20 protein-coding genes and 1 pseudogene are annotated in these 23,962 nt (G+C 41.3%); 6 read left to right on the top strand and 15 right to left on the bottom strand.

Translation table 11 applies throughout. From position 1 onward, the window contains the following. Positions 1 to 3: 3 nt before the first annotated feature. The 3 genes from mads5 to F0475_RS05325 all read right to left on the bottom strand — a co-directional run bounded on the left by mads5 (position 4) and on the right by F0475_RS05325 (position 3,778). Positions 4 to 1,365, bottom strand: a complete 1,362-nt coding sequence (gene mads5, locus F0475_RS05335; RefSeq protein WP_155715805.1) for a methylation-associated defense system restriction endonuclease subunit S MAD5 — start codon at positions 1,363 to 1,365, stop codon at positions 4 to 6. Further along, positions 1,362 to 3,398: a methylation-associated defense system DNA methyltransferase MAD2 gene (gene mads2, locus F0475_RS05330; protein WP_155715804.1), complete on the bottom strand. Its 2,037-nt coding sequence runs from the start codon at positions 3,396 to 3,398 to the stop codon at positions 1,362 to 1,364. The genes mads5 and mads2 overlap by 4 nt, the downstream gene beginning before the upstream one ends. 71 nt (positions 3,399 to 3,469) lie before the next feature. Continuing rightward, the gene (locus tag F0475_RS05325; RefSeq protein WP_155715803.1) at positions 3,470 to 3,778 is read right to left on the bottom strand and encodes a helix-turn-helix domain-containing protein; all 309 of its coding nucleotides are present in this window, start codon (positions 3,776 to 3,778) and stop codon (positions 3,470 to 3,472) included. Between the two features lie 237 nt (positions 3,779 to 4,015). On the opposite strand from F0475_RS05325, the gene F0475_RS05320 reads away from it, so the two are divergent. After that, positions 4,016 to 4,402, top strand: coding sequence for a hypothetical protein (locus F0475_RS05320; protein WP_155715802.1), 387 nt, complete (start codon positions 4,016 to 4,018; stop codon positions 4,400 to 4,402). A 19-nt stretch (positions 4,403 to 4,421) separates the two neighbouring features. Next, complete coding sequence (locus F0475_RS05315; RefSeq protein WP_234422964.1) at positions 4,422 to 5,105, top strand: DUF4468 domain-containing protein; 684 nt, start codon at positions 4,422 to 4,424, stop codon at positions 5,103 to 5,105. A gap of 46 nt (positions 5,106 to 5,151) precedes the next feature. Here the strand turns inward: F0475_RS05315 and F0475_RS05310 are convergent. Further along, positions 5,152 to 5,785: pseudogene (locus F0475_RS05310) on the bottom strand (M23 family metallopeptidase). 283 nt (positions 5,786 to 6,068) lie between these two features. Between F0475_RS05310 and F0475_RS05305 the strand changes: the two are divergent. The 3 genes from F0475_RS05305 to F0475_RS05295 all read left to right on the top strand — a co-directional run bounded on the left by F0475_RS05305 (position 6,069) and on the right by F0475_RS05295 (position 7,440). Next, positions 6,069 to 6,473, top strand: a complete 405-nt coding sequence (locus F0475_RS05305; RefSeq protein ID WP_155715801.1) for a hypothetical protein — start codon at positions 6,069 to 6,071, stop codon at positions 6,471 to 6,473. A 142-nt stretch (positions 6,474 to 6,615) separates the two neighbouring features. Further along, positions 6,616 to 7,044, top strand: a complete 429-nt coding sequence (locus tag F0475_RS05300; RefSeq protein ID WP_155715800.1) for a hypothetical protein — start codon at positions 6,616 to 6,618, stop codon at positions 7,042 to 7,044. Between the two features lie 12 nt (positions 7,045 to 7,056). Beyond that, positions 7,057 to 7,440, top strand: coding sequence for a hypothetical protein (locus F0475_RS05295; RefSeq protein WP_155715799.1), 384 nt, complete (start codon positions 7,057 to 7,059; stop codon positions 7,438 to 7,440). Between the two features lie 313 nt (positions 7,441 to 7,753). Here the strand turns inward: F0475_RS05295 and F0475_RS05290 are convergent, their stop codons facing one another. The 11 genes from F0475_RS05290 to F0475_RS05240 form a co-directional block, all read right to left on the bottom strand. Next, a complete protein-coding gene (locus F0475_RS05290) occupies positions 7,754 to 8,320 on the bottom strand; it encodes a metallophosphatase domain-containing protein (RefSeq protein WP_155715798.1) in 567 nt (188 codons plus the stop codon). A gap of 4 nt (positions 8,321 to 8,324) precedes the next feature. Beyond that, positions 8,325 to 10,637 carry a DUF262 domain-containing protein gene (locus F0475_RS05285; protein ID WP_155715797.1) on the bottom strand — a complete coding sequence of 771 codons (2,313 nt, stop codon included), beginning with the start codon at positions 10,635 to 10,637 and terminating at the stop codon, positions 8,325 to 8,327. Beyond that, complete coding sequence (locus tag F0475_RS05280; protein WP_155715796.1) at positions 10,627 to 12,276, bottom strand: DUF262 domain-containing protein; 1,650 nt, start codon at positions 12,274 to 12,276, stop codon at positions 10,627 to 10,629. Before F0475_RS05280 ends, F0475_RS05285 begins: the two co-directional genes overlap by 11 nt. A 143-nt stretch (positions 12,277 to 12,419) precedes the next feature. Further along, positions 12,420 to 13,307: an FtsZ/tubulin family protein gene (locus F0475_RS05275; RefSeq protein ID WP_155715795.1), complete on the bottom strand. Its 888-nt coding sequence runs from the start codon at positions 13,305 to 13,307 to the stop codon at positions 12,420 to 12,422. A gap of 16 nt (positions 13,308 to 13,323) precedes the next feature. Beyond that, positions 13,324 to 13,812, bottom strand: coding sequence for a hypothetical protein (locus F0475_RS05270; RefSeq protein WP_199879788.1), 489 nt, complete (start codon positions 13,810 to 13,812; stop codon positions 13,324 to 13,326). 573 nt (positions 13,813 to 14,385) lie between these two features. Beyond that, positions 14,386 to 14,853, bottom strand: coding sequence for a hypothetical protein (locus F0475_RS05265; RefSeq protein ID WP_155715793.1), 468 nt, complete (start codon positions 14,851 to 14,853; stop codon positions 14,386 to 14,388). 70 nt (positions 14,854 to 14,923) lie between these two features. Continuing rightward, positions 14,924 to 16,183 carry a site-specific integrase gene (locus F0475_RS05260; RefSeq protein ID WP_155715873.1) on the bottom strand — a complete coding sequence of 420 codons (1,260 nt, stop codon included), beginning with the start codon at positions 16,181 to 16,183 and terminating at the stop codon, positions 14,924 to 14,926. A 28-nt stretch (positions 16,184 to 16,211) separates the two neighbouring features. Beyond that, complete coding sequence (locus tag F0475_RS05255) at positions 16,212 to 17,441, bottom strand: site-specific integrase (RefSeq protein WP_155715792.1); 1,230 nt, start codon at positions 17,439 to 17,441, stop codon at positions 16,212 to 16,214. A 1,028-nt stretch (positions 17,442 to 18,469) separates the two neighbouring features. Then, entirely contained in the window at positions 18,470 to 19,972 is a 1,503-nt protein-coding gene (locus F0475_RS05250; protein ID WP_155715791.1) for a DUF5687 family protein, read from the bottom strand. A gap of 81 nt (positions 19,973 to 20,053) precedes the next feature. Then, the gene (locus tag F0475_RS05245; RefSeq protein WP_155715790.1) at positions 20,054 to 20,665 is read right to left on the bottom strand and encodes a LolA-like putative outer membrane lipoprotein chaperone; all 612 of its coding nucleotides are present in this window, start codon (positions 20,663 to 20,665) and stop codon (positions 20,054 to 20,056) included. A 58-nt stretch (positions 20,666 to 20,723) separates the two neighbouring features. Then, positions 20,724 to 23,192 (bottom strand): FtsK/SpoIIIE family DNA translocase, encoded by a 2,469-nt coding sequence (locus F0475_RS05240; protein ID WP_155715789.1) that lies wholly within the window; start codon positions 23,190 to 23,192, stop codon positions 20,724 to 20,726. Between the two features lie 105 nt (positions 23,193 to 23,297). On the opposite strand from F0475_RS05240, the gene F0475_RS05235 reads away from it, so the two are divergent. Further along, the gene (locus tag F0475_RS05235) at positions 23,298 to 23,960 is read left to right on the top strand and encodes a 3'-5' exonuclease (RefSeq protein WP_155715788.1); all 663 of its coding nucleotides are present in this window, start codon (positions 23,298 to 23,300) and stop codon (positions 23,958 to 23,960) included. The last annotated feature ends 2 nt before the right edge of the window (positions 23,961 to 23,962 follow it).

Raw genomic sequence — 23,962 nt, 5'->3', positions numbered from 1 at the left:
ACGCTAATTCTTTTTAGAGGTGGTCCAACTTTCTATTTCTGCTTCAACCATTGAGATGGCTTTGCGCTCTTTCTCTTTTGCTATTTCATTATAAGACACATATTGCATACACAGTGCATCTATACTATTCATAGTCTCATCGTCCAGTATAGGTACAGGAATCAATTCAAGATGATGTGCTTCAATTTGAGGAATAACAGAACCAAAAGCAAAGAGATTAATCAACTTCTTACCAATCTCAGAAGATAAAAATGCATATAAATAGCCGTTATGAACCTCTCCATTAGGAACAAGTCTCATAACATGCTGAGATACGGCACATGTTGCTAACTGATTGTCGACATATACTGTATTACCTATAGTACCACCACAAGTTACTAAAATGGTTCCTTGTTTCGGCATCAATTCTGGCATTCTTTTAACCTGCGGCTTTGATAGCTGTTTATAGCTAGAAGGAATTGCATTGAGAATATCAGCGCCACCTAAGAAAGTAATACCACCTTCTGTTACATATTGCCTCTTAAAAATACCAGGTCTAAAAATCTTTGTGCACAAATCTTTTAGACGCATAAACTCAACCTCTTCAACAATTGAGTCATAAATATTTCTATTATTACTTACATAATAAGAAGCTTCAAATCTTTGATTATGCGCTGCATAGATTTTTTTGATTGAAACGGATTTAATATTAGTGTCTTTATTATTAAAAGCAGAATGCAACAAAGTATGAGCTTTATCCAATGCGTCTGTAGCTTCTTCTCGCAATCTTGCAGACTTTTGAATCAAATCATCGACTTCTTGCTGAAAAGATACACGCGTATTAGGTATTAGTACTTTCTTTATGCCTGGTGCCTCAATATAACGCACAACAGAACCCGATGCATTTTTATTAAGCTGAGCAGAACCATATTTAGAAGCCATGAAGGCATAGATATAGCCATTAAGAACTTCACCTTTGGTTCGTATTCTTGCTACATTATTGGCATAACAGACTCCATCTTGATGTCTTGAAATGAGGCGTGCATTACCAATAGTTCCAAAACCTGTCACAAGAATGTCTCCTTTATGAACAATTGCTTTTATTCGCTCGGCTTGAGGTTTATAAACGAACACAGAACTGCTCTCAGAGGCTATGTTTACGTCCGAACTTTGGAAGTATTGTACAGCCCTTTCTGTTGGTGAACAGAATTGACGTTTGAACACAGGAGGATTCATCACATCAGCAACAGTTTCTAATGTGACACACTTATCGGCATTTCTCTCCAATGGCATACATAACAGAGAAGTCTCGTTAAGGAAGAACTTCCCTTCCATACGCATCTGCCCCTTGGAAATCATCGAATTGTTAATGGTTGCAACTCTCATCTTTGCTCCTCCACAAATTTAGCATAAGCCGCAGCCACTTCGGGCAGATCGTCAGCCAAACGCTTGATGCGTTCACGGCGGCTGCGTACAATTTCGCGTCCGTTGTCGGCATAGGTTAGCCATTTCTTTTCGTGGGAAAAGAGAATCTCTGCACCATCTTCATCCTTCTTATAGATGGGTACACCACGACGGTCTTTACCCACTTGCTCTACAATGGCCATAAACACATCGTAGTCTTCTTTATCCAAAGGAATTAGTAGTTCTTCGGCAGTCTTCTTTTGAAGGAATAGCAACGATGCCTGTACACCCACCTGAGGCAAGAAGGTCTCAACGGGAAGGTCCACTGATGCCAAGAGCTTGAAGTGCTCTAAAATCCATTTGCGCACGCTTTCGGTGTTGGGGTTACCCAAAATGCCATCAGGTAGCACAATACCCATCTTGCCGCCGGGCTTCAAGAAGTTGTAGCAGGCTTCAATGAAGAGCACTTCAGGAGCATTGCTATTCAGGGCATAGCGACGAGCAATCTCCACATCCACTTCCACCTTGGCACCAAATGGCGGGTTGGTGAAAATCATGTCAAACTTGCCTTGTGCGTTGTCTGCAGACGTGCCAAACGGGAAGTCCTTATCCTTGCTGTATTTGATGCTCTCATTGACAGCTTCTGCAATAAGTGGACGGTCGGGCTTATCACCTTGCGGATAATCCAGTGAATTGATGTTGAAGATATTGCTATGGCCATCACCTGCCATCACCATGTTCATGCGCGCTGCCTTCTTCAAGTCTGGATCGAAGTCGAAGCCAAAAATCATCTTCTCGGCATAGTTGCGTACCAAATCATCTACTTCGGGTGTGTTGACACGTGCAGCCAAGCGTACCTCGTCCAATTCAGGATAAAGGTTGCGTGTAATCTTGTGACGAACATGGTCGAGCACGGTCACTAAGAAACCGCCCGAACCACAAGCGGGGTCGAGCACACGGGTGTTCTGGTCGGGGTCGAGCATCTCCACCATACACTTGATAATGTTGCGAGGGGTGAAGAACTGACCAGCCTCCTGTTTTAGAGTGTTGCTCACAATGGTTTCGTAAGCCGTACCCTTTACATCAACCGTAGCATCAAGGAAAGAATACTTTGCCAACTCAGCTGCCACGAAAGCAAGGCCACGGTCGGAAAGCATAATCTGCTCCGAACCGTCAAAGACATCACGGAACACTTGGCTTTCTTTCAATTCTTCAAAAAGGCCTCTGATACGGTCAGCCACAGCCTTACGACCTTCTTCGGTAAACTGCTCCTTCACACCCACCCAAAAACGACGGCGATAACTGATACCTTCTTTGGCATCCATATTGCGACGCTTTTCATCGTAGAGTTTGCAGAAAATGAGGTTCAACAGTTCCCAAAAGGCCGTCTTCTTCATACCCTCATTGCCATAGATGTAGTCGTGGCAGCGCTTAAAAGTCTTGATAAGCGACTCATTGGCCGGCTTACGCGGCATGGCACGGTCGCCCTGAGCTTCAAGGTCAGCAAGTGTTTGTCCGTTGGCAGGAAAGTCCGAAATGTCTTGGGTCTCAGCTTGACCAAAGTCATCTTCCGTATAATAGCGATAATGCAAGTCCTCACCATTGGTCCAGCAGCCAAACTTACAGTCTGTGAAAGTAAGGATATTGTCGAGCATGGCATCCACGCCCTTCTTTGCATCGGTGGGCTTCACCTTTGCATCCTTAGCCACCACCACAAAGCGAATCAGATTCTCTACCACATGCGCCTTGCCAGCGTCAAAAATAGCCAAATCAACCGCTTGAGCCCGACTCTTATCAGAATCAGGTTCTTTATAAGTCACCCTAAAATCACGTTCCATGTCTTCAGGGGCAAATCCATATTCTTCAGCCATCATATCAATCATCGACTGAAGTGTGAGTTCTTTATCTGTAGCTTTCACAACCTTATTGGTGAGTGCACAAACCAGCTGGTTATCTTCCAATACCAGCTCGTCTTTTTCTTGTGCATTATCTACCGAAGTTGTCTTCTCTGCCATAATTTACAAAATTACTGTCTTTGTTCCACATAACCATATCCAAGTTTGTCCATCTGCTGATTTGCAGAAGATTAGTCTAGATTGGTCTTTATCTCACTCTTCGCAAGATGGAGCGCTCGCTGAGCCACACTGTCTGACTCGTCCTTTGTGACATTGATGATTTTATCTGCCGTCCACAAGGAACGCAGTTCATTCTCATCAACCTTGAGTATCTTCGCCATAGGCTTAATATACTCATCTCGGAAAGGTCGAATACCTCTCTCTATCCTGCTATACATCGGTGCATCCACACCAATTGCGTCTGCCATTTGACGCTGCTGTACATTCAGCTCTTCTCGGAGCTGCTTAATACGCGCGAGTAACATGTTTGAGTTTACCATGTGACCAAATTATATCATTAGTACTCTACAAAGATAATACATAATTGTCAAAAACAGACAAGTTTTATCCAAAATCTTCATTTTCAGCTTTATTTCCTTCATAAACATGCTATTCAGCATATATCTATGGCTATAACCTTATTATATAGCATTTTATCCATGTTATATAGATTCCATGGTTATACGAAATGTTTGCTATAATCTTGCTTCCAAAAAGAACAAATAACCCCAAAAGCAATGGAAAAAATAAAGTTTAGACCTCTGTTTGCAGTTCTCATAATGTGCTGCGTTTGTATGATCACATCTTCGTGCAGCAACGATGATGAAGATGAGCTTAGTCCTTTTACTTCACTCTTTAGTAAAACCGACCATTTCGTAGATATGCTCGATACTGTGTATGAGCATTACGATGCCTTCGGTTCTAAAGCAGCCGATTCGAGTGACGGCAAGTACCGAGTAACACCGATGGGACGATTGATTGTCGTAAAGAAAAATAGTTCAAGTAACAGTGTCTCTTATAGTCAAATTGAAGACGCGTTGACTAAGCACTATAAGAACAACAGTAAAGTGAATGATGTATTCCTCAACAATGGAGGAACCGTTACCATTGATTGCAGAAAGTAATTCAAACAATAATACCGTTATGAAGAAATTTATCTCAATGATGGCACTCGTGTTTTGTGCCATGTCAATCAATGCGCAGATTTTGCGTACCGAAGAACTGGAAGAGTATGCCAAAGAAAATTATGGCGAGAAATGGGTGGATGCAGCCGAAAATCTGGGTGGTCAACTCAAGTTGGACAAAAACAACGCCTTAACCTTTGTGCAGGTAATCGAAGCTCTGGGTAAGACTAAGGATCAACTTTACGTTTTACTAAATTATTGGTTTTCGGCTACCTTCAAAGATGCGAACTCTGTTATTCAGCTCAACGACAAAGATCTTGGTTCAATCATCGCTCAAGGCTATATGGAAGGTATCGCCTCTCACGCAGGCGGTATGAACTCATACGTTGTAAACATTAAGCCAGTCATCAAATGCGACCTCAAGGACAATAAAATACGTGTAACCTATACTGTTCCGTTCTATTCTGTTGTCCGCTTTGTTGGCGGTGGTTGGGTTGGCGCCATGGGTAGTGCAGCTCTCACACGTTCTGATAAAAGTTGGGTACTTGATGAATGCTTCCCATTTACTACAGAGAAGGACTCTCACAAGAAGACTTCCAACAAAGCACTTGTTATGTCTTATGCCTACTCTAATGTAGTCATGGACAAAATTGAAGAGTGCATTAAAAATAGTCTGGTTGGTAATGAAGACGACAACTGGTAAGCAAATCTACATATAGAGTAAGAGCATGTAATCGGTGATAAGCTGATTACATGCTCTTTATTTTTCTATCTATGACCTCAATCATCGCCATCGGATCAACATGCTTTCCCTTCAACTTGCAAGTAATATGCAAGTGTTCACCAGTGCTGCGGCCAGTGTTACCTGTTATTCCAACGATGGTTCCAGCTGAGACAACACCCCCTTTCTGAACGGCAACCTTTGAGAGGTGACAATAGCTAATGGTGATGTCACCATGGCGAAGTATGACGAAGATGCCGGAACGCTTGTCGTAGCCGACTTTGTGGACGATGCCTGGCAGCATGGCGAAGACTTTGTCGCCGCGTGCTTGTAGGTCAAGACCGTTGTGCATACGTTTTTTGCCGGTGAAAGGGTCACGCCGATAACCGAATGGACTGGTGACTTGAATGAATATGTTTAAGTGGATAGGCCACGCTCTTGCGTAGGTCTATCCGCTTTTTTGGTTGGCCAGTTTGGAGAGAGTTCGAGTTGGTATTGGTTGATGCTAAAGGTGCGTCAAGTAAGCGTGGAGTTGGCTGAGAGGCTGACCTCACGCTTACTTTGTATTTGGGCACGTCTTGCGACACGGTGTTGAACTGAGTAAAAGCTGTGTTTGCAGTCAACAGTGAAATGGCAAATAGTAGAACTTTATAGGGTTTCATGACTGCAAAAGTAGCCCACTAAAAGCGTAGTGAAGAATCTTACCCTGATTTATATTTCATCATTTCATATTATGGTTGAATCATTCGCAAAGTTATTCTTCTAATGTGCCAATTTACAGCATAGCATCAAGAAAGTAATGTGTTAGATATAAAATCATTTTTGTATGCTTTATTTTGGCATAACCTTGCTCATATCTTTGCAAAAAATGGTTGAACAATAAAAACAGATTTAGAGAAGAAAAGTTATTCTATCGTATCTTTTGGCTATCATGTCAATCGTATAATGAAGAAATGGGAAAATAGCTTTCCCACGTTTTCTTCAGAAAACCTTCCATACAATTATATCATTTTGACGGACGATGCAGATACTTATGCCTCTGTTATAGACGAAAAACTCAAAGGATATAATAGCCTTTTTCAGAGTGTCTATATTATAGACTTCAACGAACGTGCTGACCGTAAAAGACACAGCCAACACTGGGACTATTACAACATTCTGTTACATCGGCACGAAAGTATAGACGATGCCGTGGATAAGCTCTTGTGCTTTATTCATCAACATTTGATAGGACTTATCAGTTTTGATACCGAAGATTGGGAATGGCTTTTAAAGAAAGGCATTTTTCTTTCGGCAGTGCAGCAGAATAATCATTATTCTTTTTCCAACTGGAGTAAAGAGGGGGGATGACAAAGCAAGATTAATAGGTATCAATCATCCTAACCCTTTCTCTATATCCGCTATTGATAAGGAGGAGTTATTACCCCTAGTTGGAGGTTCTCTTTACCGGCTACGAGATTTTCGCTATTCTGTATCTCAGGGCAACAAGTCAATGAATTTGCTTATTGCTTATAGCGATAGACCTTCCCGTGCATACGATGAGACAGATCATCATGGCCGCCGTTCAATTTCACTGGTCAATAGCATCAATACGCATTACTCTTTTAGGGCATTTGGGAAACATGCTCAATGGGCACTTGCACAAATGTATCCTAACGAAGAGGATATTATGTTTTCATTCGAATTTATCCTCACAGATGGTGATAGAAAAGACAGGAAAACAATTAGCAAACTTTGCCAAAGCAATCAAGATAATGGTATTATAACCTATATTGTAGTATTGGGCAATAAGGAAACTGCTGGTCTATACGCAGAGATGGCAGATGAGGTTGTTGTGGCTAACCATGTAGATGACGCTGGCTATGCCATTGAAAATATAATGAAACGCTGGAAGAAAGATGCAAACTTCCTTTATTATTAATCAATATTGTTTATGAAAGATATAGAAAAGTATAAAGAGATTTTCAATTCTCCATTAGTTGAAGCGATAGAAAGAGAACTTATATGGACTGGGCACGATTGTGAGCGTGTGGGTGGAGAACAATACAAAGAGGCTGTTAGAAGTTTGCTGCGCGTAAGAAAGCGAGTGCTTGATAACCTATTTTCATCAACCGCAGAACATAAAATATTCTTGGAAGAGTTTAATCAAGCCGCAAAAACTGCCCTCATCAAAACACGCACGCAAACCATCAATACCTATCGCGCATTAAGCAAAGGCAATTGCAAAGGCGATATAGAAGTGAATGGATATTGCTTTTTAGGTTACGAATATCCAGCAATGCACCCTATACAGACGGATAGGGCTAAGAAAGTGTGAGATATACTAAGTGGAGTTATCGATCATTATATGCCTAGCTATAACGACGGTATTTCGATACCGGGGTATCGTATTCAAAGCATGGCCGACTGCGAAAGGATAATCAAAGAAGATGAGGAGATATGGATGTCGGATAATGATAATTAGAACGAGGGATTGGATTTGGAATGGAGTAAGGACATGCACCTTATCCACGCTTGCAGTAAATTGAACGATATATTAGATTTTTCAATCTTCGATTCATTATGGGTGAGGAAGTTTGAAGTAGAAGTTACGGTAGATATAGACTTAACCGTATAGCCCAAAGTGGTCTTTATAAACAGAACACTTTAGGCTGATGGCACATTTTATAATGGTCGTCAAGAATTGCAGCATTTGAGAATGTTGTTTCTCCATGCTTTATTGTACCGTATGCCTCGTGCGCATGACCCAAAAAGTGGTACTTAGGGCTTATATCCATCACCTTGTTTTTCAACGGAGCATTGCCCCAATGTGTCCCGTTGGATTTGTCTAAAATCATACATGGAGGCTCATGCGTTACAAGGATGTCTATGTCGGTTGGTATCAATTGTTCTGAATGGTTGTAACCTAAGCCATAGAACTTCATCCCTTCTATCTCACAACCTCTATCCTGAAGAAAATGCACGTTGCTGGGCAAACCCTCAATATCAGCTGCTTCCCATAAACAAAGGTCATGATTACCAGTAACAAAAACTTTGTGCTTATATGGCAATTCTATCAGCCAGTTAAGGAAATCGAGTACCTCTTGCTCTGTACCCATATCGGTAAAGTCGCCACAATGCACAAGAACATCGGCAGCTGGCAGATTAGCCAGTTGCCGATGATAGTTGTGCGTGTCAGAAATCTGAACAATAGTCATACTCTTAGTCCATTTGTTCTATTCTGCCTATCAACTCATCTAAGACATCTCGAACTTTTCCGTTGTCTAATTTATAATCAATCATTTTCTTCCATCGCTCTCCATTCCATTCCCATTCAGGCGTTGAGCAGATAGTGCTAAAGTACTCTCTTATGTTCTCTTCATCTGTTTTTCTACGGAAGAGTGTAATTGTACATTCTGTAACAGAGCAAACAACATCTATTGCTACATTTCTTTCAGTATTCTCTATTACAACACAATTGCCTATTTGTCCTTGATAATACCAAACCCTCCACTGAGGATATTTCTCATCGAACAATATGTTACCATTCTGCCACGTTGCACCTAATGAATACAATAAGTGGGCATTCTTTACTGCAAATGGCTTGCTCCAAGAGTTTTTGACCAAAATATGGTTTTTGCCATCATTACAAATAGTGTGTTTCGTGTTGCAATACTCAAGCAGATAAGGACAATGCACAAATTCTGCCCAATCTTGCTCTAGTGGGAACTCGTCGCACAATGATTTCAAATAGGCTTCAAGATCTGTTTCCGCGTTCTTTATACAATCATCAAAAAACTTTCTGAACGCTTCCGAGTTCTCCCATATCAGTTGATGCCAATCAGCCCAGCCCCATCCGAAGTTAAATTCATTACCTTGTTTAATTGGGTAGTTTGCCAATGAGCGAGTTAGCAGCGCACGCCTAACAAGATCGATGTTATCTTCGCAATTGCCTTCAAACAATCTATCAAACATATTTAAATAGCCATTGAACGCGTCAAGATGAAAACCGTTCTCAGCAGTAGCCCAGTCGATAAGTGGTTTTATTTCGCCTGCCCAGATGTGGTGGCTCTTTATCTCATCTCTATTTTGAGCCTTCCAAAAAGCCTCTTCTATCGCTTCTCTATCACCAATATTCTCCTTCAGGATGGTTAATTTCAGCCTTTCTTCGTCTGTCAGAATGGTTTCAGAGATTTTAAGACACTTCTTGTTTTCTATTAGCTCCAAAACATCTTGATAGCTTTTAACCATCTCGATAGCGTCATAAACCAAATCATTGACCGCTTTACCTACATCGCTTTTCCTTGCAATATTGTGCAAGAAATGATACCAACGCAGCAAGTTGCTATCTTTTGCTTCGGTAACATTCCATTGTAGACAGTAGGTCATTAACGGAAGTAATTGGAAGCAATCAAGCTGACTGATGGCTTTCTCACTCTCTTTAGGCGAAAGAAAATCTTTCTTTGGATATATGGTGTTACCCCATTCATTAAACAGAAATTGTGTAACCTTCCAACACTCATAAACTTTTTTAAAAGCTATCTTCTCGTAAGGAAAGTGAGCTGTCTTTTGCTTCAAAACTTGTTGTAATGTTTCTTTATCAGCGTAAGACATTGTCACCCATCTCAGAAACTCATCAAACCCAGCTTCTGCTGTATCGTTGCCGTTACCTCTATTTTTCCAAAACCATGTTTCTATCTCTTCCCAGTCGATAGCTATTGTAGATGTATGCCCATCGGCATCAGTTCTTGCATATCCCTTATTGATGTCAGCATGAATAACCAATGGTTTCAGATTTTGGGTTGCCGTCAGTGGTTCGCCCGTTGTATTGATTACAACAAAGGTTTCTTCTCCGTTCTTACGGTTGCCCATATCATAATACATAAAGGTGAGTTGTGTAGTGAGGAATTTTCCAAACTCATAACACCATTCGGCTGTCTTATCCCCAAGTATGGTTTCCATCTTTTTCAATGCCCTCAACATACTTTGGATACTTGCATCGTCCTTGTAATCGTTGAAAAACCATTGTGCGCTTTCGATATTCTCTACATACTTTACATTCTCCTTGTCATTCGCTTCTTCGATAAAGAAATGGCAAACTAAATCGCTAAGAAAGTAGAGCGACGACTCGCGAATGGAATATTGCAAGTAAGGTTCTTTATCATCTTTGAGATATTCATAATCAGAGATGAGGAGTTTTCTAAAAGGATTACCCTCTACCTTTTTATTAAGCATTCCTATCAAGAGGTACAAGGTTGTGATGCGTTGCTGCCCATCACAAAGCTGAATATGGCTTTCGAGTGATTCATACCCATATATTAAGCCAAGGTTGAGTTTATTGCGTTGCTCTTGCTCAAATGATTGTATTAGATTGGTTGTAAAATCACTAACCAATTCAATCTTGTTTTTGGTATGCACCTCATCTCCCCAGCAATAATCTCGCTGCAAATCGGGTATGATAATTTTTCCTTCATCAGAGAATAGCTCTGACAAAGTGTAGTTTGTCCCTGTTATAAAGTTTATCTTATTCATCATACTTTTTTTTCAATTCTTGGTAATCGTTTTCGAATTTCTTTATCATTGCCTTCTTATTTTCTGATATGGCTGTTCCGTTCCAACCGCCTCTTTCAGCAAATACACATATTGTGTGTAAAAGATGACGGCTCTTGAATAGTTCTTTTCGGCTTGGGTTGAAGAACATTATTTTTTTTTCCTCAAAATCACTGTTGTTAAACATCGAATTTTCATTCTTATAGAGCAGTACCAAGTTGCCGATGCTATGCTCAGTTGTTGTAAGTCCGTCTGCGGTCGTAATATCCTCACGTTTTAGCGTAATATCTTCCTCGCTACATTCTTTATCATCGCCTCTAAACCATTTGCCCTCTTCGTCTTGATGTCCTACTTTCGATTTAGGATAGATATGCTCCAAAGAACGATTGCTCCATATATCAAAAATGAAGGCTCTCTCCTGCTTGATGTCTTCATCTATATTCAGCCTAAGCAAGAATTGAAAAGCTTTTTCAGAATTTTGTATATACAGGAAGTCATCGTTCAAAGCTTTCAAAGTATTCTCATATTTCTCGCTAAAGCTTTTTGCATCTTTCTTTATAATTTCATCGTGCGTCATACCCAAGAAAGCAAGCATATAATAATCCTTCAAGGCTTTTTCATCATTTTGCTTATTTACAAAATAATGTTGAACAAACTTTCTTCTGTTGTCCTCTCTCATTATCAATAAGATAGCACCTATTTGGTTGTGGGTAACAGGGTTGGTAAAAGCATCTTCAAACTGCTTTTGTAATCGTCGAAGCCCATCAAACGCCATCTTTGCATCGCAGGGAGTGCCATTTGGTAGACAAGAATTTCTGAAACTTTCAAAGTTGAGTACTTCTTTTGTCTTCTTCGAAAGATAAGTGCTGATGAGCAGTCCCATAGTGTTATCGCACCTAAACAAGCGTTTCACGTCTTCTCTGTTCCACCAGTGTAGCCACTTATCCCATTCACGAGCATAACGACTTCTAAGCATATTTATTTCCCATTCGTGCGCTATACCGCCTGATTTCTCTTCACTTAATGATGCAAGGCGCAGTATCTCTGCTTTGATTATTTCTTCTTGCTGCATAACAGCCTTATTGCCATTCATCATGGTAAAAACTCTCTTGGCTTGCTCTTCATTGGGAACATTGATGTACAAGAATGTTACTTTCTTGAGTACGAAGGCTAAGAACGCCTCTTTATCTATATCCTGAAGCTTGTCTGCAATGATGCGAAGCGTTTTCTTAAAGAAATAATGGTCTTGATAAGGTTCATTTTCATCAGCCTCAATATCTTCCAAGTTAAGTTCTTTAAGAAACTTGCTCGATGCCTCACGAACCTTGTACATTATATCAAACTTCTCGCTATATCCCAACCATTTCAGTAAAAGATAAAGAAAGGTGGTGCGTTGCTGCCCGTCAATGAGTATGATTTCATCTTCGTACTCCGTAACAGTAACCCCTTGAAGGAATACCTCAAATCTGTTCTCATACCGTTGTATCAAATCATTCATCAGATACTCTACGGCGTTTGTCTTGCTCCTACCTTCTTGTCCCCAGATATAGCCACGCTGATAATCAGGAATGACAAAGGTTTTACCTTTAGAAAGGTATTCTTGTAAAGTAATAGTTGTTTTCATTTTATCATCAAGTTTTATCTACCTTGCAGACCCCAAAGTGCTTTTTAAACACAGCACATATAGTGTATCTATAACTTTAATAATTAGATTTTTACGCTAGTGCTACAAATATAATAAAAATGCTTCATTAGCCCAAATCTCATTTAATCTTCTATTTTCAGATAGAGCTTAAAACATATTTCTCTCGTACTTTCATCTGCTGAATGTATTGTCCATTTTATATCACAATCATCTGCAAAGGTTTGTTGAAAGAAGGTGTCAACGCTTTCTACAATGACTTTCCCTCGCTTATCATTAGGATATGCCACGATGTCGAACATGATACCATAAATATGCTCTCGTAAGAGCGAAGCAAATTGTTGAGCATCACTTATAAACGTTTGTGTTGAAGCTTTAATATCATTTATAGTGGCAGCCTCTGGCAACGAGTATCTCTTGACAAAAGGAATAATTCTTCCCTTTTGTCGGAGCATTACTATGCAGAAATCATTGAGGTCAAAACAAAGCAGACTGGGATAGAATACTGTGTGATACATATCTGTAAGGGCTTCTATCACATAGTTGTTAGCTTCTCGAAACGCCTCTACTATTCCACTGCTATTTAGTTGCAAGGCGTTAAACTCCACAAGTATATACCCATCAGCAGCATTGCGCAACAGTTCAAAGTCATGATATGCTTTTTGCATCCTCTCCCTACCTTCAACGGCAAAGGGCAAAGTAAAGCACACCAGCACATGGCTTTTTTGTTGCTTTGCCATTTCTATATAATAAGGTAAAAGCGCAGGCACGGTATCGCCACCCAAGCAAGCTATGAACACGGTAATACGAGAGAAGGAAACTTGTGTAGCTTTTCCTTTCACCTTGTTTATTACACTTAGTTCTTTTAAGTCCCAAGCGTTACCTATAGCCATAATGTCGATGCCACTGTTTTGCCATGCGTTTTCATCGCTTACCGCATATTGCTGATAAATACTATCGGCAATGATACCACCACCATTACCAATTCCACATACCGTAAGATATTTTTCCATACACATAAGATTGATGCTATAAAGTATTAATCTGTTGTATGATTTTATTATATTCTTCCTCCCTCATCTTTTTACGCATTGCTGCCCATAGTTCTGTTTCAACAAGAAGATCATTTGGTATATACTTCTTATAGCGATGGTAAAACAAGAACGGGTCTACCATATCATCTAAAAAAAGATCTTCAAGTCGGTCTAACAACATTGACCAATCTAAATGATTGGCATATTTATCTATTTTTTCAGTAGTCCATATCATCTCAAGGTTGTTGGTAAGTTTTGTCCAATTCCAGTGGTCAATAAACTTATCAATGATATTTTCCTGAAGCAATGCAGGGTTATAGTTGTCCGACAAAGTGTCCCAACAGATGTATTGTTCAAAACGTTCTAATAATGGAAGCGACCACAATACAACAAAACTTTCAGAAACTTTTTTCCAATCGACTTTGTCCTTAAATTTCTCAAGTAGCGGTATATCCCACTGCACCATCATAGACGCCTCCCCCATGCTTCTTTAGTTGTCTTTTCAATTAATTTCACATCTTTTATAATTCTTTTTTACTCATTTTATTTCCTTCTAATTTAATTTGTTTGGATTGTTTTTGAATTATACGGGAGGGGACATGAGGGCGTACCAAATGCCAAAAATGCCCTCTGCTTTCTGAATAGAAAACCCCTTTGCTTGTCCATGCAAAAAGAACATTATTTCCACATTCCAGTTTATAGAAGTGGCCTACTTCTCTTTTGTTATAACAAAATTTCCACGGATGTGTTCCTATGTCCGAACATTCTAGTATCCTACTATCTTTAGGGGATATGCGACAGAACTCTCCCTCACAGTATATCAAATTTGGCATAAGTTTATAAATCTTTAATTTATTTTGGTTGCAAAGTTACATACTGGATATGCCAAAACGTAGCATACCTTTAGAAAAGTAGTCATATTGTAGTTTCTGTATATCCTATATTGTAACTACTCGTTAATCCTTTCTCTTTCAACGCTTTACCTTTAATGTAGTTATGTAGTAAGATATAACAGTGAAAGAAAAAGAATATAATCAGTAATCTGTATAACTGCCAATCAGCACCCCTGTACGCCACTTGTATCAACAATAATAGGAATGAATCTTGGCGCAGGAGATTGCAGCCTTTGGTAGAGATATTTCCTAAACATACCTGCCTCTATGCTGTCAAGATGAAAGGAAAGGGCGATGATAATGGGCAAGGGGCATAGTGGCGCATAACTCTCTACGTTATCCCCCTGCTTACTTACGCTACTGATGGCATTAGCTGCTTTTATCTCATAATGCTTCAAGCACATAGTCTGTTTTATAAGCTTAACCTTGTGATTAACTTTTTGCCAACTAACTCCGAAAAACTTTGCAAGTTCGCCCTCCGTCATAGCAATCTCTCCTTTCCCTTGACGAATAACACACATACCATCGCTCCACTCAAAAAAGCAACGCTCGATAGCTTTTCTTATATTGTCATCGGACTGATTACACTCTGCCTTTCTCTGGTCGTCCTTTTGATTATGCTTTGCTTTCATATTCACACCTCTTTCATTGATTATCTGTTATTATTTTGTGATGCCTGAAAGTTTATTTTCCTCTCTGACCTTACACCACTGTTTTATATGCTTCCTTTTCCATTATCTCATTAGTACACTTATGCTTGGCAATGAGCCTGTCCATATCTTCCGAAATCTTGCAGTCCGTCACCTGTGCATAAATCTGCGTACTTGCAATTGATGCGTGTCCCATCATCTTGGCTATGCTCTCGATAGGGACACCTGCGCTTAGGCACATCGTACCGAAGGTATGTCTTCCCAGGTGATAGGACAAGCGTTGCTTGATACCGCAAGCCTTACCTATGATGCTTAACTGTTTAGCCAACACATTTCTGCTGCAACAAGTCTGAAAGATAAGGCGATTATCCATATCCGTGTTATTATCTTCTTCTTTCATCGTCTGTACCTCTCTTTGTTGTTCGATAATAGTCATGGCGATAGGGTGTAACGGCACAATGAACTCCACTTTGGTCTTCTGACGCTCCTTTCTGATATACATCTGTCCGTCCGCTGCACTCTTAATATGCCCAAACTTCAAGCGTTCCATATCTGCAATGGCTAAACCTGTAAAACAAGAAAACACGAACATCTGCCTTGTAAGTTCGGCATCGCTATCACATATCTTTATTGCCATCAGTTTTACTACATCGCTCTTGTTAAGAAAGCGGATAGTCTTTTCTTCCTTTTCATATTCTGCATGCTCAAATGGATTGTAGCAAATGATACGCTGGCTTACCGAACGAAACATCAAACGGCTCAGCCAACAAAGGTAATTGTTGATGGTAGAGCCTTTCAGTCCCTTCTTTTTAAGAAAGAAGCGGTATTCCTCAAACAAGTCCTCCGTAATGGTGGAAATGGATATGTCCTGCAATCCTTTATCTTTGATAAACTCGCGGAGATTTCTGTCAGAATGGGACAGGTTCAGATAAGTTCCCTCCGCCCTTGACTTGCCTACGCTCTCCTTGACAGATTGCAGTTCTGCCTTGCTCATGGTAAGGAGCGTGGTGGGGTTAGTAGCTATACCTTGCAAGAGATTCTTGATAAGTTCCACGCTTACCACTCCGTCTTCTATGAGTAGTTTCTGATAGGTCTTCTCGACCAGTTCTCTGAATGCTTGCAGGCGAAGATTTGTTTTCTTATCCGTAGTTATCCCCTGCTTGGAGTTCCACTCTGTGGGCTTGCATTCTTCGTTTGTGGTAATGACTGACTGCTTACCGTCTATTGTGATACGGCAGAGTATAGCGGTCATACCATTTGTTTTGGACTTTTGTCTGTTGATATAAAACAGTGTCTTGAATGTACTTCTCATCATGATTTTAGTTTTAATACTACTATTGCTAAATACTCATCTGCATATCCTCCGTGAAAGAAAGGAAACGTTCAAACTCCACAAACAGCTTTTGTGGCGTAACCTTTGCATACCGTTCGGTCATACTCACGTTGCTATGCCCCAACATCTTACTTACCGTTTCTATTGGCACTCCTTGTTCCAGTGTGATGAGCGTGGCAAAGGTATGTCTTGCCGTATGCGTGGTAAAGGGAAAGGCTATGCCGACTCTTAGGCGCAATGCTTTAAGATACGATTGATAGGTGGCATACTTCATAGGTGGCAGCAGCCTTTCTCTTTCATCGCTTCGATACTTCTCTATTATTCTGATGGCTTCGGGCAACAACTTGATACGGCAAAGTACACCTGTCTTCTGCCTGTTGAACTTCAGCCAAAGGCTTCCCTCATCATCACGGACAAGATACGACCTGTTTAACTCCATCAAATCGCAATAAGCTGCACCCGTATGGCAGGCAAAGACAAACAAGTCCCTTGCTGTTTCCATTTCCTCCTCCAACTCTCCAAACTGTATGTTCATTAGTTTGTCAAGCGAACACCTGTCAAGAGCTTTGGGTAGTTTCTTGTCGCCTTTGCTTACCTTGACTTTGTCAAACAACAAAATATCGGCTAATCCTTCACGGTAAGCCAATCTGCACACCGTTTTCAAATGGGTTGCAGCATTATAGAACATACTTTCCTGAAACCCGCAAATCCCCATAAAGTATTGTTGGAAGTCGTAGATGAACTGCTCAGTAAGCTGTGAGAAAGCCAAATCAGAAACCTTATACCTACTTTTTATAAAGTTCTGTAAATGAGTACGAGTGGAATGGTAGCCAAATATGCTTTTTCCCTTTATGTCAATGCCTATATGGTTTTCTTTCTCTTTGATGAGTCTATCCAGTCTTTCAATAAGCATACACTTAGATTGAACGCTTCCTTGAAATTCCTCTTTTATATCAGTTGCATCAAATGGACAACCTTTGGATAGCAGAGACTGATAGGCTGTTTGGACGGATAGCAGAAGGATTTCCAATCTGCCGTTCACTTCCACCGCCTCACGGCTCTTTCCGCCCATTCTACGTTCACGGGGATTCCACAAATCAGGGTTACAGGATAGTTTGCAGCTGAACTGCGCAATACTCCTTCCAAGCGTGATACGTCCCATGATGGGAGCCTTACCCGACTTGTCAATGCTGCTCTTTTTGAGATAGAGCAACACCTTCATCTTTACTGTTTTCATACACTTTAATTTTTATGGGCAAAGTTACCCGAATTAAAGCGTTCTTCACTTATGCAGAAAACTGCCGACCAATGCAACAGGCACACGAGAGAAAATAATTTCAGTTACCTACCTCTGCTTTTAGTTACCTACCTCAAATCTTGGTAATGATTTAGTAACTGAACTTCTACTTAAATCCGCACTTTCCTGCCTTTTACAAATAGAGCAGTTTTATGCAAATCATTTCATATCCTGTTCATTATCAGTTAGTTTGCGCAAACTCCGATTTTTCTTCATTTTCAAGGATTAGTTGCAGTATAAGAGGGCGTTTCCTTGCAATGAAAAGGGCGTTCCTTCACATTGAAGAAACGCCCTCTTTGTATTAAGAATGCCTTTTCCTAACTTGCTCCCGTTAGGCTCTCCCCTCCCTTCGGAGGGGCTGGGGGAGGCTTTTCCATTCGGAGAGGGAATGGGGGGGAGGCTGTAGAGGAGTTAGACGTGAGGCTGTGGTTGAAGTTAGGATGATGTTTTTTTTCTTTGTGGGGGAGGTTGACTGAGGTTGTTGAGATGGCTAGATAGGTTTTTAATTACGCCCATTTATCACTTAAATATGTGTTCGTACACACGTAGAATGTCATGAAAAAGTGTTGGATAAGTTTGCTAGTTACAATAAAAAATCATATCTTTGTATCGTTATCCTGAACACAATCTTTTACCTTTTAGAAAGTAACTAATACCTATTAGATTGCAAGCGATCACCTGAGAAGGCCATCGCTTTTTTATTGCTTGTAGGTTTTCAATCATTCAGGAAACCTGTTTTTATGTCCTAGTGGGATTGTAAATAAATATCAGAAATGACTTATCTCCGTTTTTACATATCCTTCATAGTGATCCAAAACACATATTCTTTTCTTGTAGTTCGTTTATTCTCAGTAGAATAGGGGAGGGAACTTTCCTTGACGGAAGAGGGTTAGGATAAAAAGAGAAATGGCTAATCTGCACAGTTGAAGAATGCTTCGCAGAATCTTACTAGTCTGCGTTTTCTGCGTCTAACAGCCTCGGAAGCCTGCAATCTGTTCGTGTTGTTGTGCTCTCATTCGGCGGTTGATCTGTTTGATCCATTGCTGGTGCGTAAGAATAAAAGGCAATCCGATGAGAGTAAGAAGAAGGTTAGATAGATTTTCTAGATGGTAGTTTTTCCCTAAAAGGATGACAGGCACGGGCAGACCGAGGACTATGAAAGGTACGATGTATTGCATGTATGGTATCTTCGTGTTCGATCGAGTCGCCGAGTGAGAGGCGTTCATTGGGTATGACACCTTATTATATATAGCCATTTGGAAGAGTATTCTATAAGTGAATCCAGCGGTATAAAGGAAGAAAGCGAGGATGAGCCACACACTCACATTACCCATTATCACGGCAGGAAGGAGGCACAATAAGGGGATGAGCAAGAGTACTGAATAAAAGTAATACTTGGCAAGTAAGAGTTGAGGTAGGCTCTTTGGCAGCATGACAAGGCACTCGAAATAGTTGCCATCATAGCACATCAAGGGTGTAAGAAAGGCTATACCATAGATTGAAAAACAATAGAGAAGAATGGTATCAGTGATGGTTGAATCGCTTTCCGACTGCCAAATCATCGCTATCGAATAAAAGATAATGAAGCAGGTGCTGTTGATAAAGGAGTGACGCAAGCGTTTATTGCGTTGGATGAAACGCACTTCCAGTTTCAAGTATTCGCTTAACTCTTTGAAATACTCTAGGAAATTGAGCGATAGAACATGCCTTTTTGTCGTCTTTGTTACGCCTGCTGTGTATGCTTCATAATAGAGATGACTCAACAGAACACGCCTGTTTATGAGTGTGAGGATGATGAGTAGGCACAGAGCTGGTAGATAGAAAGCGATATTCCCTTGCATGATTAGTTGTCCGAAGAGAGCCGCTTGCTGGAAGAGATCAGCTACAGATGGCACGAAGAAGAAGGGGATGAAGAGGAGTGGATAAACCACTATGGGTAAGAGATAATAAACAAGTCGGCGTGAGGATAGTGTTTGTGTGATTTGAAAAAACTGTCCGTTGATAAGACTAAGTAGGCATATTCCAAGCGTGTAGCCCATCATTTCCATTGGTCCGACGGCTGGTAATAAGGATTTCAAACCAAAGGGAATGGCGATGAGAGGTAGGAAGAGATTACCATGTTGCGCTATCTGACGCAGGATGAGATAGTCAACACAAGCGTAACGAGGCAATGGTAAGAGAAGATAAGGGCGCAATCGGAAGAATTCCTGACGTATTGTTCCATAGCGAAAGATATGGTCAACGATGAGAAAGAGGGGTAAGAGAATAAAGATGAGACGATAGCCACCATATTCAGGTTCGCTTGCTAAGTTGGCAAGTTGCCATCCGCCCCATGCGATATAAGCATACGCAAAGAGCGTCAACGCATAGTAGATATACCTTGCTATGCGGTTGGCTCTCCTTTGTTTTATGCGCTTTTCGGCGAGAGAGAAGTGTTGGCGAAGAGTTAGAAAGGTCTCCCAATAAGTCATCCCAGTCTCCTTCTGCTTCTTTCTTATCGCTTTCCTCTTTTCTTGATGATTGATAAATAAAGGAAGAAAAGAGCGTGTTTATTATCTTAAATCAACAACTTCTGCACTCGGGCAGTGCTTCTTATTGAAGTTAAAAATGCCGTCTGACAGACTCTTGCGTTGGATAGAACTAATCTTAATAGTAGTCCACTTCCCTCCTTGTTTCATCTTGATTCCCTGCAACTGATAGCCCTTGCTAACGGTTACATAAGCCTCAGACACACTGCGTTTAGCGTTTGTTGCCTTCATGTGAACGACGTATGAGCCGCCTTGAGACGTCATTGACAGGTCGTAACCTTGTCTATATAGGGTCATCAAAGCGTATGGGTTCATGGCTACTCGCTGTGCCTCAGTAGGGTTAGAAACGTTCACCTCGTTGGTAGACTTCATGTAAGTCCATTGCGTTTTGCCGTTAAACCAAATGGTAGCTTGCGGTGTTGTGGCAACAAACTTAGTACCTTTCACCGAGATGGAACCGCTGGTATGCCCCATGCTAGGGCTTGAAATGGTGAAACGAGCGGTGATACCGCTTTGGTTAGAGACGATTGCTGTTGCCTTATCGAGGCACTCCTTCGCCTTTGCCGCACTCTGTGCAAAGGTGCTGTTAGCCATCAAGATGGCTACAAGTAATAGTAGATACTTAATTTGTTTCATTGTCGTATTGTTTTAATCGACGTATTTCTTTATTTAAAAAGTTGCTGTTCTTTGTTTGTTATCCACGTAGACTTGCCAAGAGATTATCGAGACTCACCTCGTCACTAAGCAATACTTCACGTGGTTTAGAACCCTTCGCTGCTCCCACGATACCAGCTTTCTCCATCTGATCCATGAGCCTTCCTGCACGATTGTAACCGATAGAGAAACGGCGTTGAATCATACTCGTTGATCCTTGTTGATTGACGACAATGGCACGAGCAGCCTCTTCAAAGAGTGGATCCAGGCTGTGGGTGTCAAGCGAACCACCGCCAGCAGCATCGTCATCAGACAATGGCTCTGGGATTTCTAATGGTGCCACAGGTCCCAACTGATTAGAGATAAACTTCGAGATACTCTCTACTTCGGGTGTATCCACAAATGCGCACTGCACACGAACAGGGTCGGCTCCGTTGAGATAAAGCATATCTCCACGTCCAACAAGCTGTTGCGCACCTGGTCGATCGAGGATAATTCGAGAGTCCATCATCGCTCCCACACGGAAAGCAATGCGTCCCGGGAAGTTCGCCTTGATGTTACCTGTGATGATAGAAGTCGTTGGTCGCTGTGTAGCAATAATCATGTGGATACCAACGGCACGTGCTAGTTGGGCGATACGAGTGATAGGCATCTCCACTTCCTTGCCTGCCGTGAGGATCAAGTCACCGAACTCATCAATGATAACAACGATGTATGGCATGTATTCATGCCCCTCTTCTGGGTTGAGGTGGTGGTTCAGATACTTCTGATTATATTCCTTTATGTTACGAACACGGGCTGCCTTGAGTTTGTCGTAACGCTCATCCATGAGTACGCAAAGTCCTTTCAGCGTCTTTACCACTTTCTGCACGTCAGTGATGATAGGCTCTTCTTCGTTCTCTTCAACGGCTGCCATGAATGGTTTAGCTATTGGGGAGTACACGCTGAACTCAACTTTTTTAGGGTCAACAAGCACTATCTTCAATTCATTCGGGTGTTTCTTGTATAAGAGCGAAGTGATGATAGCATTCAAACCAACGGACTTTCCTTGTCCAGTGGCGCCCGCTACGAGTAGATGAGGGATCTTTGCGAGGTCGACCATGTACACATCATTAGTGATAGTCTTGCCTAATGCGATTGGTAACTCCATCTTCGACTCTTGGAACTTCTTAGAGTTTAGGATGGAGAACATCGATACGATGTTAGGTTTCGCATTAGGAACTTCAATGCCGATAGTACCCTTTCCAGGCATAGGAGCAATGATTCTTATACCGATGGCAGCAAGACTTAGGGCGATATCGTCCTCTAGGTTCTTTATTTTAGATATGCGTATGCCCTGTGCGGGAGTAATTTCATAGAGTGTGATAGTGGGTCCTACCGTTGCACGTATGCTCCTTATCTGTACGCCGAAGTCGTTTAGTACCTTTATAATACGGTCTTTGTTAGCCTCTAACTCCTCTTGACTCACATAGTTAGTCCGGTTATCTGAATCGTACTGTTTGAGTAAGTCGAGTGTAGGAAACTTCCATTTCGTGAATGGCTCACGTGGGTTTATAGGCGTTAAGAGTAATTCGTCGTTGGCAACAGTGTTTCCGCTTGCCTCTTCCGTCTTATGTGTCTCTTCAATATCAAAGCCCGGTTTCTCATTCTTCTTCTCGTTCTTCTGTGGTGTAGCAAGGACTGCTTTTTCAGGGAAAGAGTCGGGTAGACGCTCTACACCAGTAGGCTCGGTGGGCAAGTCGATAGGCTCGGCAAGGCTTGAATCAATGGGTTCAACCTCGTCTTGCAGTTCCTCGTTGGGCATGAGCACATCCTCTTCATCATTGTTGTTAGCATCTCCCTGATGTCGACCACGCACCACGGTGAACTTCACCTTACTACGTATGTAGCCCACAGGATTTAGTATTTTGCGTACAATAGTGATAGTTTCTGCAGTCAAATAGGTAAGGTATGCAATCATAACGATTACTAGTATCGACACCAAACCAGGTGCTCCTATAAGATTCTCCATATATTGGACGCAGAATGCCCCATGGTCGCCTCCTGGGTTAAAAACCTGCTCTCCCATCAAAGGAGTTAGGAATTTAGCAAACGTGACAGACCCCCATACCATTACAAGAGCCATCCCGAGAAACCATTTCGTTAAACTTATCTTCTTGTAAGCACCCATCATTCGAACGCCACAAAGCGCTATGAAGGCAGGAATAAGGAATGCGGGAATACCGAAACAACGTGAGATAAGACCGTAAGAAAGCAATGCTCCGATAGAACCACAGTAGTTCTGGAACTCACGAGCACTATTCTGAACCTCTCCAGGACGCATATCTACAACCAAACTCTGGTCTGCCTGTCCTGTAGAAAAGTAACTAATGAAAGCAATGCAGATGAATAAAGCAACACACAAAAGTATGAGTCCGACCACAAACCCCGTCTTGTCATTAATGATATTATTGAGTCCCAGTGCCTCAGTGAACGTCTTGCTCTTGCGTTCGGATTTCTTCTTTGCCATTTATCTTATCAATGTTTTATCCTTGCAAAAGTAATAATTTCGTGCCATATAAGTACATGTTTTAATACTTTTTTTATACTTTTGCAAGTCAGTTGAGTATTGGAAATGAATAAAGTAATATATAATAAGTTCGATAAAAGTAGGATATCTCAATTACCAAGAGTGACCTTTCCCGGTCGAATTGTGGTCATTCTCAATGAGACAGAGGCTGAGAAAGCAGTCGATTATCTGCTTTCCAGGGATATTATAGGCATTGACACAGAGACCAGACCAGTGTTTAAAAAGGGGCACCGACGCAAAGTTGCGCTGCTACAAGCATGTGATCACGATGTGTGTTTCCTCTTTCGTCTGAACTACATAGGTATCCCTGATTGTATAAAGAGGTTTCTTGAAGATACCACTGTGCCCAAGGTTGGACTCTCACTAAGCGATGATATGCTCATGCTTCACCAACGCGCCAACTTCAAACCAGGCTATTTTATTGATTTACAGGACTATGTTAAGTCGTTAGGAATCGAAGACATGAGTCTTCAGAAGTTGTATGCTAACGTATTCCACGAGCGTATTGCCAAGCGTGAACAGCTCTCCAACTGGGAGAATGAGGTGTTGAATGACAAGCAGAAACTCTATGCTTCCACCGATGCATGGACTTGTATTAAGCTCTATGAACGGCTGCACGAAATGAAGGAAACGGGCGATTACAAGCTAGTTGTTGTACCCACTCCAGAGCCAGTAACCCCTGTTGAGGCTGCGCACAAGAGCGAGTAAGC

This window comes from Prevotella vespertina, assembly GCF_009728485.1.
Lineage (GTDB): Bacteria > Bacteroidota > Bacteroidia > Bacteroidales > Bacteroidaceae > Prevotella > Prevotella vespertina.
Note: the sequence above shows the minus strand (reverse complement) of the source record. Positions and strands in the feature narration are given on the sequence as shown.